The following is a 16,663-nucleotide window of genomic DNA, read 5'->3' on the forward strand; positions in this document are numbered from 1 at the left end:
AGCATCCAGCGCCCGCTCCGAGATGGGCGATGCAACGATAAGGAGGTCACAAGGCATGGCGCGAGGAAATACGAAGAGCCGGGACGTCGTCCAGGCGGTCGTCGAAAGCACCTACTGCATCGGCGAGGTGATCGCCGATGCGGCGTTCCGGGTGGAGGACCGGCACCCGGAAGGCGAGGGCCCCTGGAAGATGGAGGCCGACAAGGTCGCCTGGAAGGATCCGGCAACCGGCATGGACTGCATCATCCGCCGTTCCAAGCGGGGAGGATATCTGTGCGGCTATGTCGGTGTCCCGCCGCAGCATCCCCTGTTCGGCTTCGAAGGCAGCGCCCTCGAAGCGCTCGGTATCCATCCGCATGGAGGCGTCGATCACGGCGCACCCTGCGAGGAGTGGGAGCCAGAACCGATCTCGGTCTGCCACGTACGCGACCAAAATGCGACGAAGAAGCGGAACAGCGCGCGAGCAGCTGCGGCAGCCGACATCGATCGGCAGCATGACCACGCATGGTGGTTCGGCTTCAGCTGCAACAAACCCGGCGACCTGCAGCCCAGTCGGCTTGACGCGTCGCCGTCGGTCCGAGGGTCGCGTGTCGGACTGAAGAGCGTCTACCGGAACGAGACCTACGTGCTTGGGCACGTCGTCGATCTTGCAGCTCAGCTGCATGCGATCGGAGATGGTCTCGATGTTCCGGTCGCCAAGGCCCCGGCGGCGCCCGCCCGCGGTCTGGATCCCGACACCTGTGGGATTTCGTAATGGCGGATCGTGCCTACGATGCCGTCCTGCCGTGGGGGCACTGGCTGCGCGTGAAGCCGGGCGTTTTCGACACGATCCTGATCGACGAAGACGGCCGGGAGTGGTACTCGGCTAGAGATGCACTCTTCCACGGCAGGCTGCGCTTCAAGGCCGTTTCCGCACCGGCCCGGGACGTGGAGCTAGAGCGCATGCTGGCGTTCCTTCTAGCGGCAAGTGGTCTAACCGGCGGCGGCAGAACGCAAAGCGTCTGGATCGACATGTTTCCAGACTCGGGCTTCCGGTTCTTCTACATGCACTGGCTCGCTGCCGAGGGGCTGATGAGCGGAGACGCTCGCGCGCCGATCGGCGAGGCAAAGATAACGGCGGAGGGTTGCTCGATCGCGAAGATGCTGCTGGCAACGCGTCCCCCGGAACTTGCCATGTTTCACCCGGGCGCGAGTCGATCCTTTATGCCGAGGGCAAGGTCGAGGAGATCGACCGTCCCGCCTTCCAGAGGGGCGATCAGGACCTCGCGCACATGAAGTACGCTTTCGTACGCGAGCGGATCGGCCGGGCATTCGCAATATCGCTAGTGCATCGGGACCTCTCGGCACGCATGCCGATCGTGCGCACCATCTGGGTACAGACCTTTCCCGACGAACGCACCCGTGACGGCTGTTTCGAATGGATGAGCGGACGTTTTGACAGGTGGAATGCATGGGGCGACATCGCCTACAGGGCAAGCGCGGTCGCTCTGACCCAGCATCTATTCTCCCTGCTTCTCTTCGACATGGTCGAGGAGCGGAACAAGGCCGGTGGCGAACGGCCGGCAACGACGGGGAAGGCAGACGAGGCCAGCGCGTCGGTACTTTCGATCGAATACCGCGAGCAGTGAACTAACGTCAGGCGAAACTTAGGAAGGGGGCTGGTCACTGGATCAGCCCCCTTCTTCATGCCCGGTCTACGGCCGGGTCGCGAAGGCACGCCGTAGCCGGCCAGCATCCTTACCAGCATTCCGACACCGACAAATCGGCGATCGTCCCGTCCACGACGGACGGGAAAAGCCGGTCATCTGGGATCACCAGCCATGGATTGGCTGTCCTGACGCGCCGATGATTTCATCCAGCCGGGCCGGCCGCGACACCGCGCTTCCGCCTGCTCCGCCCATGCGAGCGGCCGTGTCATTCCACTTCGGCAAGCATTCAGATCAGGAGAGTAGTATGACGTCACTCGACATGTCGGGCGTCGACCCGATGCGCTGGGCCGAGGTACGTGAGCGCGTCGCCGTAATCGTCGGCTACCTGACGATCGACAAACCCACGGAGGAGGACCGGATGGCGCACGCTGCGCGACTCGGCCTCGGCCGTACCCAGTTCCTCAAACTGGTGCGAACCTGGAGAACGCATCAGACTGCGGTCGCGATCGCAGGCGCGAAGCCCAAGCGCGAGAAGGCGCGGAAGGGCTGGAGGGCGCTTCCGGCCGCTTCGGAGCGCGTGATGAGCGAGACGCTCGAACGGCTTGGTCCCGACGTGAAGCCGTCGGTCGCGACCTCCGCCGTGACGGCGGCGCTGAGGGAGAAGGGATTACAGAGCCCGGACCGGTCGACGGTATGGCGTCGGCTGATGGCGATCAGGCGTGAACGGGGGTTCGTCGCGGACGCCGGTGACGTCGTGGTTGCGGAGTGCCGGGTGAGACTGCCGGTACTCGCGAACGGCACGATCTCGATGCCGAGCCTTCTTATAGCGGCATGTGCAATCGACGGCCGCATCATAGCCGCGCTGCCCCTGGCCAGTGAACGACCGGACATCAATGGCTTCGCGAAAGCGGCGCTGGCGGCATCGCGATCCGGCTGCCTGACCGCCGACCGTGACTTCGCCGACGCCTTCGCCGGCGTGGACGGGCTGCGGCAGGTCGGACCGGGCACCGCGCGGACCAACCTGTCGCGCATCGTCGGTCGCCGGTTGGGTCGCCTGGAGCTTCAGTTCAACCGAACCAGCCGTCCGGCCGATCGACTGCTGCTGACAGAGGACGACCGCCCGCTGGATCCGGCGGACGCGACCCTCGCGCTGGAGAGCGCCATCGCTCAGCACAGCGAGGCCCGTGGCGGTTCAGGCGGGTTCCGCCTGCTCTGAACGTTGCACATCCAGATCGCGTGCGAAGAACTCCAGCGTGGCGATCAGTCCTGCCGGCGGGCGCGGCGCGGAGTCGCGTTCGAGATCCGGCAGTATCGCCGCGTTGTGGATCTCGACCTCCACCTGCAGGCGGGCGGCGTCGTCTCCGGCATCCTCCACCTCCTGCTCATCGCCGTCAGCCGACCTTGCCAGCCGATCGGCCGAGAGAAAGAGCATCCGCCCCATGCGGTCGCCCGCCGCCCTCCGCAGATAGCGCCCTGGCTTTCCGGCAGGCTGCACCACCGGCAGATTCGCCCACGCCGCCTCGACCCCGATCTTCTGAAGACCGTCGTCCAGACCGGTGACCAGTTCGGTCTGCTCCAGCCGCTCGGCCCACGCGACGTCCTTCAGCGATCCCGTCCTGATGCGGCGCAGCGCGTCGGCCGCAGCAAGACCGTAGCCATGTCCGGCTTTACGGGCGTTTCCAAGTGCGGCACCGAGCACGAGCTGCGTTCGGCGGTCGATGATAGCGAACGCGACGCGCTCGGGCCGATCCAGATTGGTCATCGCGAAGGCGCAGCAGTCGAAGTTGAGATGGCCGCCCGGTCGGGTGCGCCTGTCGCGTCTGCGCTGCTCCTCAAGGACCCTGCGTCGCAGGGTCGCGAAGCTCGGAGCCCCCGAAAGATCGGCGGCGGCGAGGGCGGCCAGCCGTTCCACGACCTGGTTGACGACGACCTGGCCATCGGCCGGCACCTCGTCGAACGCCGTCGTCACGTGCGCGTCGAGCGCATGATGGTAATCGCTGACGCGGGCCCGTGGCGCTGCGGCGAGTACCTCCACCGATGCCAGGGACGGCGCCGCACGCCAACCTTGGCCATTTCGTAGAAGTGGTTCTTCTTCAGTCCGGCAGCCAGTGCCGCCCCCGCCGCATCGCCGGATCCGTCTTCCGGCTTCCACTCCGCGAGCGCTTCCATGCGCTTCATGGCGACCTCGCGCTGATGCTTCGACATCGCTAGCCAGAGCGCCAGCTCCCGCATCGGCAGCGGATCGCCGAGCAGGCGGTGCAGCCGTCGGTCGAAACCGATGTGAGAGAGGTCGATCCACTCTTTCCGTTCACTAGTCACAGCATGGCCCGTCATGTCCGGCCCTTAGCATATCCTCACGTTCTGGATCGATAAAAGTTCATCAGCCAGTGACTTCACCCTTGTGGCCAAACTCAGTCACACCTAAATGAAAGTCACAAACTGATGAACTTTAATGGGTCGGCGTCGTCGGCGGGAGGTCAGGGTATGACACATCGACGAGAGGCGTTCGAAGCCCGCATCAAGACCCTCTGTCGAGGAGGCACCGGACCGCCGACCGGCAGGGGTCACGGCGCTATGTGGACCGGCCCGCGATAGTCGACGACCGGGGCCTGGACCGGCCGCCTTACGACACACGGCCTGACAGTGATGAATATGACGGTCCACCTGGAACAGGCGGACCTGACACCTGTCGGCGCGGGGGCTGTCGGCAGTCGAAGATCTGCGCCCTCGGGAGAAGCAAGCATGCACGACATCAATTGCCCTGACGACCGCCCTGATTACACCGTGGATACGCGCCGCGCCGGCGCCCTCATCGTCCTTCGGAAGGGCCGCTCGGCTCCGCAGGCGGGGATCGCCGCCGCCGACGTCGGCGACGTCGATCGCCTCGAGCGGTTCGTCGCCTCCTGCCCGGACGTCCGCTCCTTTCGCTTCGATGCGCTCGACATCCACGTCGATGACGGGTCGCAGGTCCGCAAGGTCGGTGTCCACGCGGTCGTGGAGTGCCTTTCTCGGACGTGGCTGGTCAACGTGCATGAAGACGGATCGGACGCCTTTCGAGCGACGTGCTACCTGAAGGCTGCGGCGAGGCAGCTCGGCTTTCTCCACCGGGTCGTGACCCCCATGGCGGTCGCATGCTCGTCGGCGAGGTTCGCGACACTGATCGGTGTCGCCCTGTCACAGCATGACGAACTCGATCCGGCAGACGTCACGGCGATCGCGGACGTCATCGCACGCGTGCGGCAACCGTGTCTCGCGGACATCCGCCAGGCGCTGGGCGCGGGATCTCGTGGGCGCACGAGGGCGTTGGCGGCCGTCGCGCACGGCCACCTGCATCTTGAACCGCATGCCGTGCTCTCGTCGTCGGTGCGCGTCAGACCCGGTCCGATGCTGGACCATGCGGCCAGGCCGTCCGGTGCCGTAGCGAACGATCGCGCAGGCGATCGCGACGGAGAGGCCGCATGAGCCCGCCGGCAGATAGCATCCGGCTCGTCGTGACGATCCGACTGGGTCAGGATGGTCACGACGCCACGGTGGAGAAGGTCGCGAACGCCGACGATCCGGGCATCCTGCCGGACATACCGGCGTTCGGTCGGGCGATGGAATCCGAGCCGGACCGACCGGGCCTCAGCGAATTCGAGCAGTTCAGGTCGCGCAAGCGCCTGGCGCAGTGCTTGCTGATGGACCAGTACGACACGCCGAACGGAGACAAGGCCATCGCCGTCGCTCTGCACCGGCACTGGACACCCCTTCTGAAGGCCGTGTTCGGCCGACCCGACGACCCGTCGTCGATCAGGAGGTGGCGAAGGACGCGGGGAAGACCCGGCAGCCGCCGCCTCATCGACATGCTGTCGTCGAGCCGGATGCCGATCGACGATGCCGGATCACGCCGTCGTCGCCACCGTCCGGAACGGCAGCGCCGCGGCTGACGGCAGGCGCCGCCGACGTCAGGTTCGCGAGTGCGTCCGTCCTGGACGGGCAACTCATCCGCCCAAGCAGACGTAAGCGTGGAAGGCGCGACCCGGCGGAGCCGTCCCGCGCCACGCGCCGCGGGCGCCGGATACCTGGGTGAGCCGGCAGGATCGGTCGATCGGCCCATGCGGGCAACCGAGCTGCATCTCGAGTGCGGGTCGACCCGGCGACGAGGTTTCCGCAAGCACGCCGTGGCCGGTCACGGCGCGATTCCCCGGATGGGGCAAGACCAAGCCGGTTGGCAAGGAGCGTGTCGAGCCTTCCCGCTTCAGTGTCCGGCCGTGAGCTTCAGCCCGGCGACGCAAGCGACGAGGCCGAACACCAGGAGGATGCGGATGGGAGTGGACGGCTCGCCGAACCACACCATGCCGATAACGACCGTGCCGAGCGCGCCGATGCCGGTCCACACCGCATAGGCCGTGCCGAGCGGGATGGTGTGTGTCGCGGATTCGAGGAAGACGAAGCTCAGCAGTGCGCAGATCGCGAAGGCGCCCGTCCACGGCAGGTTCTTGAAGCTATCGATATAACGCATGCAGGTCGTGAAGCCGACCTCGAACGCACCGCCTAGCAGCAGGTAGATCCATGCCATCAGCTTCGTCCTTCGGAGGTAGGGCTTGTAGCGGCCGCCGACTGTCGGACAGGATGCTGTACCGCGCCTGTCAGCAGTCTTACCCCCGTGCCCGCGTGTGAACCACGACCAGGCCCAGTTGACATAGACGGTGAGTCGGCTGCGGAAGTCGACCAGCAGCATCAGGTGTACCAGCGACCACGAAAGCCACGCGACGAAGCCGCGCAAGCGGACCGTGCCGAAATCGGCGACCGCGTGGGACCGGCCGATCACCGCCATCGAACCCCAGTTCCGATACCGGAACGGCGCGGATGCCGTCCGTCCCTGCAACCGGCTCCAGATCAGCTCGCCGACATAGCGACCTTGCTGCTTGGCTACGGGCGCAAGTCCAGGTAGCGGCTTCCCGTCGCCACCGGTGAAGCTGGCGACGTCGCCAATGGCGAACACATGAGACCTGCCCTCGATCGAGCAATCCGGCCGTACTCGCACTGCGCCGTTTCCGGCCGCATCGACGTCGAGCCACGCCGCCGCAGCGGTGGCGCGAGTGCCGGCGGCCCAGATCACCGTCGCGGCATCGATGCGCATGTCGCCGACCTGCAGACCTTCGGCATCGATGGCGCGGACCGCGTTGCCAAGCATGAGCTCGACACCGAGACGGTCGAGGGCGCGAGCCGCATAGTCGGGCAGCTCGTCCGGGAACGCCGAAAGAATGGCGGGACCGGCTTCCACCAGTACGATCCGCAACGGCCTGTCCGCTATGTTGCGGAAGTCGCGGGCGACGGCCGTCTTCGCTAGCTCGGCGATCGCCCCCGCCATCTCCACGCCGGTCGGGCCGCCGCCGACCACGACGAAGGTCAGCAGCGACGCGACCTCGGCGGCGTCGCTGCTCCGTTCGGCGCGCTCGAACGCGTCGAGCAGTCGCTCGCGGATGGAGAGGGCATCGGCGAGGGTCTTGAGAACCGGGGCATGCTCGGCCCATTCGTCGTTCCCGAAGAAGCTGTAGCTGCATCCCGTAGCCAGAACGAGGTAGTCGTAAGGTATGCGCTCCCCGGACGCCGTCAGCACCTCGCGATCATCGTCATCCACCCCGACCACGTCGTCCAGCAGCGTCGTCACGTTGCCATGACCCGCCACGAGCGTGCGGGTGGCAGTCGCGATGTCAGAAGGCGCCAACGCCGCGGTCGCACCTGATATAGCAGGGGCTGGAAAACATGGTGGTTGGTGCGGTCAATCAGCGTCACCGCCACGTTCCGTCCGCTGAGCGCCCTGGCCGCAGCAAGGCCGCCGAAGCCTGCTCCCACGATGACTACCTTCTTGGGTTGCACGGCGAACTACTCCTTTCGCGCTTGCATCTTTACGATCCGGAGACGCCAGTATAGATACGATCGTATCTATATGCAACAGGACGTCGAACATGGCTCGCCCAAGATCTCTCGACCGCGGGCGAGTGCTCGATGCGGCGGAAACCATCGTAATAGAAACCGGTGCAGCCGGTCTGACGTTCGGCAGTCTGGCCAGTGCCGCTCAAGTGCCAAAGGCGAGCATCCAGTCCGCGTTCGGGTCTCGTGAAGCGTTGATGGACGCGGTGCTGGATCGCTGGCTCGCTCGCGAGCAGACGCGGTTCGATACGGAACTGGCAAATCGAACGTCAGATCGTGACAGGATGCTCGCTCACATTCGGATCACGGCCGAGCTGACGCGCGAGGAAAGCATCAGCGGGGCAGCCCTCATGGCAGCACTCGCCGGCTCGGGATTGGCGGAAACGAGCTTCAAGGGCTGGTATCGTGCCCGCGCCGGTACGCTGGAGGCGACGACCAGTGAAGCGCGCGTTCTGCGGATCGCCTTCCTCGCTGCCGAAGGGGCATATTACCTCCGAAACCTCTTCAGCTTTCCCATGAGTGACAGGCTGTGGCACGAAATCTTCGATGATCTGCACATGTATGCCGAGCACGGGCAGGCGACAGTGCACGGCGCTGGAGAGGGTGCGGAGCCGGAGCAGTAACTGCCGCCTGCGGGACTTGGCTTCGTCGAGCCGGGTGCCCCTCGACGATCTTGGAGAATGCCCTGCAAGCGCGCGCTCGACAGGGCGGCGCGAACGACGCCCGGCCGGGTAGGCCCGGGTCCAGGCTCGAAAGGCCTTCCCATTCCTACGGCAGGGCCATTCGCTCAGGAAATGTGACCCTTGGCAGGCGCGGCGCGGCGGAGCCGTTCTCGTCCGGCGGCGCTCAGACGCCGAATACCCAGCGCCCGTGCCGCCTCGGTCGTCGGATCCTCCCCGCCGCAGCCGCGCAGGACTGCCGTCAGCTCGGGCATCGCGATGTCGCCGAGATCGCGGATGTCCTCGCTCGTCGCCGGCAGACGTCCCCTGTCCCAGGTCGAGGCAGCCGTCGCGTCGGACCAGACGAACGCGGCTCCCCCGTGCTCCTGCGCGACATGCGCCGATGCCCGCGCCAGCGTCATCACGCGGTCCCTGATCACCCGGCCCGACCGCCTGAAGCCATGGGCGCGGGCGATGCGCTCGACCAGAAGATCGTCCCGTATCGGAGCCTCGGTCGCGATCGCGCGCATGATCATCTGGCGTAGGATCGTCGTATATGCGGTGTCGGCGAAGCGGGCAGGATCGATCTGCGCCTGCAGGTCGGTGAAGTCGGTCCTCGCATAGTCGCCGCCGAGCTGCTCCACCGGCTCTGCGGCCGCTTCGCCCTGATCCTCCTCGTCCGGCGTCGGCGTCGAGCTCGTGCTCTCGACCCCGGCCGACAGCGGCGTGGCCGCCTCGCGCTCCGCCCGTGCGGTCCGCGCTTCGTCGAGCAGCGTTCGCAGCGCGGCGTCCAGGCGGTCGAGCGCCGAGGGGGCGTCATGCCACCAGTCAGTCGACCAGACGCGCACCAGGCGCCAGCCGAGCCCCGACAGCACGCCCTCGCGCACCTTGTCGCGGTCCCGGGCCGTCGCCGCGCTGTGGTAGGACGCGCCGTCGCACTCGACCCCGGCGAGATAGTCGCCGGGACGATCGGGATCCACGATGCCCAGGTCGATGCGGAACCGGGAGACGCCGATCTGCGGCACCGCCGTCCAGCCACGCTCGCGAAGGCCGCTCGCCACCGCCTGCTCGAACGGAGATTCGAAGCCCCCGACCGAGCCCGACACCGCCTCGCCGAGAGCCCGCGGGCCACGCTCGGCGAACTCGAGGAAGTGGCGGAGGTCGCGCACGGCCTCGGCACTCGTCCGGTTAAGATCGATGCGATCGGCCGAGAACGAGGTGAAGACCACCATCTCGCGGCGCGCGCGCGTGATGGCGACGTTGAGGCGTCGCCAGCCGCCCTGGCGGTTGAGCGGTCCGAAGTTCATCGACATGGTCGGCGCGTCCGGTGTCTCGGGACCATAGCCGATGCCGAGCAGCACCAGGTCGCGCTCGTCGCCCTGCACCGTCTCCAGGTTCTTGACGACGACGGGCTCGGCGGCGTCGTCGGCGAAGAAGGCCTCCAGCTCCGGCCGGCCCCGCCGTGCGCGATCGAGAAGGTCCTCGATCAGCTTCTGCTGCTCGGCGTTGAGGGTGATCACCGCGATGCTCAGCGGTCGGCCGTCCTCGTCGACGAAGGCAGGATCGACAAGCCGCGCCAGAACCTCCGCCACGATGGCCTCCGCCTCCACCTGATTGGTGCGCGCCTTGCCTCTCGCCCACGCCCCCGCGACCCTTCGCCACGAAACGGCGACGTCCCTGGTCACGGGCGCTGGGAAGGTGACGAGGTCGCCGTCATAGTAGCGATGGTTCGAGAACGCGATCAGGCTCTCGTTGCGGCTCCGGTAGTGCCAGGTGAGGCGCCGCTGGGGCAGGCGCGCACCCAGGCATTCCTCGAGGATGCTTTCCTGGTCGCTCTCGACATCGGTATCGTCGTCCTCGGCACCGGCGCCCCGGTCGAAGAAGCTCGTCGGGGGCATCTGCTTGGGATCGCCGGCCACCACGACCTGCCGGCCTCGCGCGATCGCGCCGACCGCGTCCCAGGGCGTGATCTGCGATGCCTCGTCGAAGATCACCAGGTCGAAGGGCTCGGCATCGGGGGGCAGGTACTGCGCGACGGACAGCGGGCTCATCAGCAGGCAGGGCGCGAGCGTCGTGAGCGCCGGCCCCATCTCGGCGACGAGCTGCCGCACCGGCTTGTGCCGCTTCTGGAGCTTCAGCTGGTGAGCGAGCGCACCGAAGCCCGGCGGCTGCGTCTGCGCATCCTTCGGGGGGATCCCGCCCGACAGCCGGGCCCGGATGTACGCCTGGGTCAGCTCCGCGAACTGACGGTCCAGGTCGCGAAAGCGGGCGATCGCGTCCGTCTGCTCGGCGAGCGTGAAGTCGCGCACCGCAGGCTCGGCATCCATGACGCCGTCCGCCCACCACCGCGCATGGGCGAGCTCGAACGCCGCGCCCGCCGTTCCAGGCGGGACTGAACCACGCTCGACAGCCTCGACCAGAGGGCCGAGATCCAGATCCAGCGCCGCTTGCCGCGCACGCCGCCATGCCGTCCAGCCGTTGAGCTGCGACGCGTGCGAGGCGATCCCGGCGGCGGCGACGCGCGCCGCGGCGGCAGGTCCTCGCCATCGAGACCCGACGCGAGGAGGCGATGGCCTGGAAGCTCTCGAGTGCCGCCTCCAGCCGTTCGTGGGCAACGAGGTAGGACGCACCGGCCCGCCCGATCGCGCCGTCCGCGCGAGGAGGTCGCTTCCCTCGGTCACCAGGCGGCGCAGCGAACCGCGCAGCGACATCAGCCGGTCCGGCGTGTCCGCCGCACGGACGACGGCGCTGCGCAGTCCCTCGGCTGCGTCGAGCAGCGCGGCGACGCGCGTCACGTCGGTATCGACGCCGGACCAGCCTGGAACGGCGCTGGCCGCGCCGAGAGGTTCGACCCGGGCCATGATCGAGCGCATGGACCGAAGGCGGGGAAGCTCGATGTCCGGATCGGCCTCGCCGCTGGGATCGAGCCGGCGGACCACCGCCTTGCGCCGGAGGAGGGATAGGGGCCAGATCGCAGTGCAGGCGGCCTGCCATTCCGCCTCGATCTCGTCGAGCGGCAGCGCCCGGACCGCGGAGGTTTCCAGACGGACGCCCAACGACGCCGCCTCGCGCCGGTACTCCTCGACGATCGGAAGGGCCTCGCGCGCATGCTCGATCGAGCGGGCGGCATCGGATGCGAAGGCGAAGCCGAGATCGTGACCCGCAGCCGAGCCGAGGGCGTGCGCCACGGCCGCGGTCGCGGCAAGACCCTGCCTGTCCCGCCCGAGCTCGATCCCCAGAAGCGAGGTGAAGGCCTGGCGCCGCGTCTCGATCTCGCCTGCCGCGGTCTCGAGGCCGCCTGCTGCGGCCAGCAGCTCGGCGACCCATGCGTTCGACCACTCGGTGCGGCCGACCAGGACGAGCGACGGCTCGGCGGGATCGGCCGGACGCAGCAGATCGAGACGGCGTGCCGCCTCGCGCAGCTGCTCGAGTCCCGCCTCGTCGTGGCGCGTCGTGGTCGGCCAGGCCAGACGGAGCGTGCCGCCTGCCGCACCGTCCCTTACCACCCGGCCGATGGCAGCGTGCAGGGTCAGGCCGTTCCCGTGTCGGCGATGCAGAGCAGCCACAAGCCGATTGAGCCCGTCGCGGCTCGTCCTGAGCTCCGCCGCCCGGCGGTCCCACTCGGCCTGCGGAGAACCCTCGCTGATGCTCCAGGCGGCGTCGAGCTGGCGCAGGACGTCGAGCTTGGAGGCCTTGTTGCTGTGCAGCTCGAGACAGAACGGTCCCAGCCCGTGTGCCACCAGGCGGCGATGCACGACCTCGAGCGCCGCGCGCTTCTCGGCCACGAACAGCACCTTGCGCCCGAGCGCCAGGTTGTGGGCGATCATGTTGGCGATGGTCTGCGACTTACCGGTGCCCGGCGGCCCGTCGAGCACGAAGTCGCACCCGCGCGCGGATCCCACCACGCAGCGAGCTGCGAGGAGTCGGCCGGAAGCGGCGTGAACAGGTCACCCGGCGCCACCTCTGCATCCAGCGCCTCGGGACGCGGCGGCTGCCGATCGCAGGGGTAGGGATCCCGCGGCGTCTCGAGCAGATGGCGCACGACGGGATTCGCCTTCAGGACGTCGGTGCGATCGACCAGGTCCTTCCACATGAGGTACTTGGCGAACGAGAACGAGCCAAGCATCACGTCCGGGACGACCTCGAACCCCGTCGCGTCCCGAACCGCCCGCCGGACGACGTTGAACACGCGGGGCACGTCGATTCCCGAAGCGTCCGCCGGCAGCGGGCCGGCCAGCTCGGGTATCTCCAGATCGAAGTCCCGGCGCAGCATCTCGAGCAGCGTCAGGTTGAAGCGGGGCTCGTCCTCGTGGATCGAAAGCCTGACGCCCGATCTAACCGACCGGCGGTCCAGACGGACCGGAAGCAGGATCAGCGGCGCGCGGTACTGGCTGGAGTCGGTCGCCGACTTCTTCCAAAGCAGAAAGCCCACCGCCAGGAACAGCGTGTTGGCGCCGCCCTCCGCCATGTCGAGCCTCGCCTTGCGGTACAGTTCGACGAGCTGCGCCTCCAGCTTCGCGGGGTCACCCGGAGAGAGAAGCTCGCCTCGGTCGAGAGCCGCCTTCGCATAGGCCTCGTCCAGGACCACGCCCGTGCGTTCCGCATGGAGCGAGGCGTCGCGTCCCGCCGCTCCAGCAAGATCCGGCTCTCCGACGATGCGGAAGCTGCGGCCGTCGGCGAGCTCGTCCTCGAGCCTCGCCGCGTCCGGACAGACGAGCCGGATCGCCGTGGCGCCAGGCTTGACGTGCAGCAGCCGGTTGCGCGTGGTCAGGTCCAGGAGCTTGCGCTGCCAGCGGTCGAGTCTCCCCTCCGGCGTAGCGGCGACCTCGTCGGATTCCGCCAGGTCGAAGTCGGGCAGCGGCGGTGCCGCCTCGAGCGCGTCGCCGGCCGTATCAACCGAAATGTCGCCGCCCGAGACCGGCGTGGTCGGAGATCCGGCGTCGGTCATCGCAAGCGGCCGGATGCGCTGCATGCGCGCACGGCGGACGTCGACCGCCACCACGAAACGGCCTTCGCGCTCCTCGTCGATCAGTCTGGAAGCCGCGGCGATCGCGCGGGCGAACCCTGCCGGACTCGACCCCGTCGCCAGCGTCGTCTCGAAAAGTACGAGCTCCTCCAGCGACACGCGCTTGCGTAGCGCTGCGGCGTCGGGAACGAGCAGCGTCGCGAACTCCTGCGGCTGCAGCCATGCGCCGGCGAAGGCATGACCCTCCACGATCACCAGCACCGGGAAGAGGCCGGCCTGCTCGACGGCCGCGGCGAAGAGAAGCGCGCTGTCCAGGCAGGTCGCGAGACCGCCCTCGACGATCTGGCTCGGCGTGCGAACCTTCTGTCCCTCCACCTCGAAGCTCGCCGGCGGTTCGGCATAGGTGAGGCGCAGGCCCGATACCGCCGACCAGATCGCCGACACGAGCTCGTAGACCCTGGTGCGGGACTTCGACTGGTAGCCGTCGATCCCGTCGGGACGGCCCGCCCGACGCAGGACCTCGCTCGCGGCCTCAGGATTCGACCGACCGCGACGTCGTTCGGGAGCGCGAACGCGGCCAGGAGCTCGGGCATCGCACCCGATCCGCCCCACTCGTTCCGGGCGAGAAGCTCGACCGGTACGCGCCGCTCGGCCAGGACGCCGCCGGTGCCGGCATCGGTGGCCGTCAGGGTGACGTTCGCTCGGACCGCCTCCGTCAGCTGGAGCAGGAGTCCGGCGTCCAGCGCCATGTCGCGCTGGGATACCCGCACCTCGCCCCCTGCCGCGATCCGGTCGAAGCGCCAGTCGCGCGGAGCGAATACCGGCGGATCGGCCCGCACCGACAGGATGACGTTCTCGATCGTCGCATCGCCCAGGTTCACGATCTTCAGCTCGCGCATGACCGGCACGTCGTTCTGATGCGTCGCGAAGCTCAGCTTCGGCGCGATCACCGCATCGATGAGCAGCTGGTCTTCGCCAGGTTTGGCCGCGACGTCGGCGATGATGTTCAAGTCGGCGGCTCCTGTGCTTCTTTTCCTTGCCAAGTTGCTCGTAACCAGAACAAATTGAAAGAAGGATGACCAACTTTCGCTTTTTGCACGTAGCCGACATTCACCTCGACAGTCCGCTGACGGGTCTGGCGCGCTACGAGGGGCTTCCGGTCGACGACGTCCGTGCGGCGACCCGGAGCGCGTTCGACAACATGATAGACTTCGCGCGCAGGGCTGCGGTCGACTTCGTCATCATCGCCGGCGACCTGTTCGACGGCGACTGGAGGGACATGGGGACCGGCCTCTACCTGGCACGCCAGATGGGTCGGCTCGAGCAGGCGGGGATCGCGGTCTATGTTCTGCAAGGGAACCACGACGCCGCATCCGTCGTCACCAAGAGCCTGCCCTGGCCCGGCAACGTCCACCGGTTCGGCAGTCGTTCGCCGCAGACCTTCCGAATCGAGGCGCTCGGCGTCGCCCTCCACGGCTGGAGCTTCGCTCACCAGGCCGCGCCCGACAACCTCGCCGTCCGCTACCCCGCGGCCGCTGCCGGCATGTTCAACATCGGCGTGCTCCACACCTCGCTTTCCGGCAGGCCAGGGCACGCCTCCTACGCGCCCTGCGAGCTCGCCGATCTCAGGTCCCGGGGCTACGACTACTGGGCGCTGGGCCACGTCCATACCTTCGAATGCGTCTGCGAGGATCCTCCGGTGATCTTCCCCGGCAACGTCCAGGGTCGCAATATCCGCGAGACCGGAGCCAAGGGCGGCGTCCTGGTCGACGTCGAGGACGGCGTCATATCGTCGATAGAGCCGGTGCACTTCGACGTCCTGCGCTGGGCCCGCGTGGTCGTCGATTGCGACGGCTGCGACACGATGGAGGACCTCCAGGTCCGCCTGCGTGAAGCCCTCGCCGCCGCCCGGACGGCGGAGACGGCGGACCGGGGGCTGATCGCGCGCGTTACCCTCTCGGGCGCGACGTCGCTTGCCGGGACACTCGCGGACTCGCAGTCGCAGCTGCGGGACGATGCCCGCGCGCACGCCGGTGCGATCTCGCCCGATCTGTGGATCGAGAAGGTGCAGGTCAGGACGTCGACGCCCGTCGCCGCGGTGCAGGCTGAGCTGTCGGAAGACGTGGCGGCGCTGCTTGCATCGGCCGCCCGCGACGGGGAGCTGCTGGAGGCGCTCGCGCAGGAGCTGGCGCCCTTCCTCGTCGCCACCGCCGCGGCGCAGCCGCCGGAAGAGGAAGATATGCGGCATGCCGCCTCCGTCGGCGATTGGTCGGGCGTCGCGCAGGCCGCCGCGTCAGGCCTGCTCGTCCGGCTTGGAAGGGCGGGCTGATGCGCATCCGTCGCCTGTCGCTCGAACGGTTCGGTCGCTTCGAGGGATGCGAGCTCGCCTTCCGCTCCGGAACACCGGACCTGCATGTGATCTACGGCCCCAACGAGGCGGGCAAGACCACGAGCATGGCCGCCGTCTCCGACCTGCTCTTCGGCTTCGAGGCACGGTCCCGCTACAACTTCCGCTTCGACTATCCGCTTCTCCGGATCGGAGCCGAGGTCGAGGAGGATGGGCGGAGCCTCGCCGTCCGCCGGCGCAAGGCGAACGCGGGGTCGCTCGTCGACGCGGACGACAGGCAGATGGACGAAGGTCCGCTGCTCGCCATGCTCCATGGCCAGACCCGGGAACGGTTCCGGCTCGCGTTCAGCCTGGACCATCTCCGTCTGCGCGAAGGCGGCCGTGCGATAGTCCAGGCCCGCGACGACGTCGGCCAGGCGCTTTTCGCAGCGGGCTCGGGCATGACCGACGTCGTGGATGCGCTGGCGGCGCTGGAGGCGGAGGCGGACGCGATATGGGCTCCACGCGCCGCCAGGCACAGGACCTACACGCAGGCGGAAAGGAGCTTCGACGCCAGCCGCACGGCGGCGCGCGACCGTCAGGTTCGACCCAAGGCGTGGACCGATGCGCGTGACGCCCATCTGGCCGCCGAGGACGCCCGATGTGCGGCGGAGGCCGAGCGCGACGCCCTGCTGTCCGAACAGGGGCGTATCGAGCGGCTTCGTCGGATCGCTCCGGCCATGAGGCGCCGCGCCGAACTGCTCGAGCTGCTTGCAGGCTCGGCCGACGCGAAGACGATGCCCGCCGCCCGCGAGGAGCGCGTGGTCGCGGCGCTGGACGTCATCGCCGCGGCGGATCGGAACAGAGCTGCGGCGGCCACCCTTCACGCCGAGGCGCAGGACAGGCTGGACAACGTGCCGGACGACGCCATGGCCCTGTTCGCAGCCGACGAGATCGACGATCTCGCCGAACGACGCGGTGCGGTCACGAAGGGCAGTACCGATCTCGAACGGCTGACCATCGAGCGGCAAGCCAGGCAGGCGAGGGTCGCGCAGCTGCGTTCGGACCTCGGTCTGTCCGACGCCGCGCCTCCCGCCAGGCCGGCGGTCGCCCGTCTGCGGGAGCGGGCAAACACGGGAAGGCCGGG

At 68.2% G+C, this 16,663-nt stretch carries 17 protein-coding genes; 11 read left to right on the forward strand and 6 right to left on the reverse strand.

Annotated elements, in window-relative coordinates; all coding sequences use genetic code 11:
• Window positions 1–22 precede the first annotated feature (22 nt).
• The 4 genes from NI18_RS18455 (at window position 23) to NI18_RS18470 (ending at window position 2,865) form a co-directional block, all read left to right on the forward strand.
• Window positions 23–754, forward strand: a complete 732-nt coding sequence (locus tag NI18_RS18455) for a hypothetical protein (RefSeq protein WP_128082323.1) — start codon at window positions 23–25, stop codon at window positions 752–754.
• A complete protein-coding gene (locus NI18_RS18460; protein WP_037532093.1) occupies window positions 754–1,275 on the forward strand; it encodes a hypothetical protein in 522 nt (173 codons plus the stop codon). The genes NI18_RS18455 and NI18_RS18460 overlap by 1 nt, the downstream gene beginning before the upstream one ends.
• Before the next feature lie 74 nt (window positions 1,276–1,349).
• The gene (locus NI18_RS18465; protein WP_037532096.1) at window positions 1,350–1,628 is read left to right on the forward strand and encodes a hypothetical protein; all 279 of its coding nucleotides are present in this window, start codon (window positions 1,350–1,352) and stop codon (window positions 1,626–1,628) included.
• A gap of 340 nt (window positions 1,629–1,968) precedes the next feature.
• Window positions 1,969–2,865 (forward strand): hypothetical protein, encoded by an 897-nt coding sequence (locus NI18_RS18470; protein WP_128082324.1) that lies wholly within the window; start codon window positions 1,969–1,971, stop codon window positions 2,863–2,865.
• Here NI18_RS18470 and NI18_RS18475 read toward each other — a convergent pair.
• Together NI18_RS18475 and NI18_RS18480 are read right to left on the reverse strand one after the other, a co-directional pair.
• On the reverse strand, window positions 2,842–3,618 hold the full coding sequence (locus tag NI18_RS18475; protein WP_037532101.1) for a hypothetical protein: 777 nt from the start codon (window positions 3,616–3,618) through the stop codon (window positions 2,842–2,844). The genes NI18_RS18470 and NI18_RS18475 overlap by 24 nt on opposite strands.
• The gene (locus tag NI18_RS18480) at window positions 3,615–3,983 is read right to left on the reverse strand and encodes a hypothetical protein (protein ID WP_037532104.1); all 369 of its coding nucleotides are present in this window, start codon (window positions 3,981–3,983) and stop codon (window positions 3,615–3,617) included. The genes NI18_RS18475 and NI18_RS18480 overlap by 4 nt, the downstream gene beginning before the upstream one ends.
• Before the next feature lie 408 nt (window positions 3,984–4,391).
• Here NI18_RS18480 and NI18_RS18485 point away from each other — a divergent pair, with 408 nt between their 5' ends.
• Together NI18_RS18485 and NI18_RS18490 are read left to right on the forward strand one after the other, a co-directional pair.
• A complete protein-coding gene (locus NI18_RS18485; protein ID WP_037532106.1) occupies window positions 4,392–5,111 on the forward strand; it encodes a hypothetical protein in 720 nt (239 codons plus the stop codon).
• The gene (locus NI18_RS18490) at window positions 5,108–5,575 is read left to right on the forward strand and encodes a hypothetical protein (RefSeq protein WP_037532108.1); all 468 of its coding nucleotides are present in this window, start codon (window positions 5,108–5,110) and stop codon (window positions 5,573–5,575) included. Before NI18_RS18485 ends, NI18_RS18490 begins: the two co-directional genes overlap by 4 nt.
• Window positions 5,576–5,886: 311 nt before the next feature.
• Here the strand turns inward: NI18_RS18490 and NI18_RS27385 are convergent, their stop codons facing one another.
• Together NI18_RS27385 and NI18_RS27390 are read right to left on the reverse strand one after the other, a co-directional pair.
• The gene (locus tag NI18_RS27385) at window positions 5,887–7,302 is read right to left on the reverse strand and encodes an SMR family transporter (RefSeq protein ID WP_128082325.1); all 1,416 of its coding nucleotides are present in this window, start codon (window positions 7,300–7,302) and stop codon (window positions 5,887–5,889) included.
• Window positions 7,299–7,511, reverse strand: coding sequence for an FAD-dependent oxidoreductase (locus NI18_RS27390; protein WP_084215285.1), 213 nt, complete (start codon window positions 7,509–7,511; stop codon window positions 7,299–7,301). The genes NI18_RS27385 and NI18_RS27390 overlap by 4 nt, the downstream gene beginning before the upstream one ends.
• Before the next feature lie 122 nt (window positions 7,512–7,633).
• Between NI18_RS27390 and NI18_RS18500 the strand changes: the two genes are divergently transcribed.
• Window positions 7,634–8,188 carry a TetR/AcrR family transcriptional regulator gene (locus NI18_RS18500; RefSeq protein WP_052149339.1) on the forward strand — a complete coding sequence of 185 codons (555 nt, stop codon included), beginning with the start codon at window positions 7,634–7,636 and terminating at the stop codon, window positions 8,186–8,188.
• Window positions 8,189–8,352: 164 nt separating this feature from the next.
• Here NI18_RS18500 and NI18_RS18505 read toward each other — a convergent pair whose 3' ends face one another.
• Complete coding sequence (locus NI18_RS18505; protein WP_306286512.1) at window positions 8,353–12,099, reverse strand: DUF3320 domain-containing protein; 3,747 nt, start codon at window positions 12,097–12,099, stop codon at window positions 8,353–8,355.
• Complete coding sequence (locus NI18_RS27395) at window positions 12,048–13,634, reverse strand: DUF4011 domain-containing protein (RefSeq protein WP_306286513.1); 1,587 nt, start codon at window positions 13,632–13,634, stop codon at window positions 12,048–12,050. The genes NI18_RS18505 and NI18_RS27395 overlap by 52 nt, the downstream gene beginning before the upstream one ends.
• 303 nt (window positions 13,635–13,937) lie before the next feature.
• Between NI18_RS27395 and NI18_RS27400 the strand changes: the two genes are divergently transcribed.
• From NI18_RS27400 to NI18_RS18515, 4 genes are all read left to right on the forward strand, one after another.
• Window positions 13,938–14,108: a hypothetical protein gene (locus tag NI18_RS27400; RefSeq protein WP_306286514.1), complete on the forward strand. Its 171-nt coding sequence runs from the start codon at window positions 13,938–13,940 to the stop codon at window positions 14,106–14,108.
• Entirely contained in the window at window positions 14,108–14,269 is a 162-nt protein-coding gene (locus tag NI18_RS25935; protein WP_198527068.1) for a hypothetical protein, read from the forward strand. The genes NI18_RS27400 and NI18_RS25935 overlap by 1 nt, the downstream gene beginning before the upstream one ends.
• Window positions 14,266–15,519 carry a DNA repair exonuclease gene (locus NI18_RS18510; protein ID WP_037532110.1) on the forward strand — a complete coding sequence of 418 codons (1,254 nt, stop codon included), beginning with the start codon at window positions 14,266–14,268 and terminating at the stop codon, window positions 15,517–15,519. Before NI18_RS25935 ends, NI18_RS18510 begins: the two co-directional genes overlap by 4 nt.
• The coding region (locus NI18_RS18515) for an AAA family ATPase (RefSeq protein WP_037532112.1) at window positions 15,519–16,663 on the forward strand (1,145 nt) is incomplete at its 3' end. The genes NI18_RS18510 and NI18_RS18515, both read left to right, overlap by 1 nt.

The organism is Sphingomonas sp. Ant20, from assembly GCF_000783375.1.
Taxonomy (GTDB): Bacteria; Pseudomonadota; Alphaproteobacteria; order Sphingomonadales; family Sphingomonadaceae; genus Sphingomonas; species Sphingomonas aerolata.

Bases quoted from the DNA above. Each gene is read 5' to 3' on its own strand.
- NI18_RS27400 (WP_306286514.1), top strand. From the start codon at position 13,938: ATGTCGCGCTGGGATACCCGCACCTCGCCCCCTGCCGCGATCCGGTCG.
- NI18_RS18470 (WP_128082324.1), top strand. From the start codon at position 1,969: ATGTCGGGCGTCGACCCGATGCGCTGGGCCGAGGTACGTGAGCGCGTC.
- NI18_RS18510 (WP_037532110.1), top strand. From the start codon at position 14,266: ATGACCAACTTTCGCTTTTTGCACGTAGCCGACATTCACCTCGACAGT.
- NI18_RS18455 (WP_128082323.1), top strand. From the start codon at position 23: ATGGGCGATGCAACGATAAGGAGGTCACAAGGCATGGCGCGAGGAAAT.
- NI18_RS18480 (WP_037532104.1), bottom strand. From the start codon at position 3,983: ATGACGGGCCATGCTGTGACTAGTGAACGGAAAGAGTGGATCGACCTC.
- NI18_RS18465 (WP_037532096.1), top strand. From the start codon at position 1,350: ATGCCGATCGTGCGCACCATCTGGGTACAGACCTTTCCCGACGAACGC.
- NI18_RS18490 (WP_037532108.1), top strand. From the start codon at position 5,108: ATGAGCCCGCCGGCAGATAGCATCCGGCTCGTCGTGACGATCCGACTG.
- NI18_RS18485 (WP_037532106.1), top strand. From the start codon at position 4,392: ATGCACGACATCAATTGCCCTGACGACCGCCCTGATTACACCGTGGAT.
- NI18_RS25935 (WP_198527068.1), top strand. From the start codon at position 14,108: ATGCGTCGCGAAGCTCAGCTTCGGCGCGATCACCGCATCGATGAGCAG.
- NI18_RS18460 (WP_037532093.1), top strand. From the start codon at position 754: ATGGCGGATCGTGCCTACGATGCCGTCCTGCCGTGGGGGCACTGGCTG.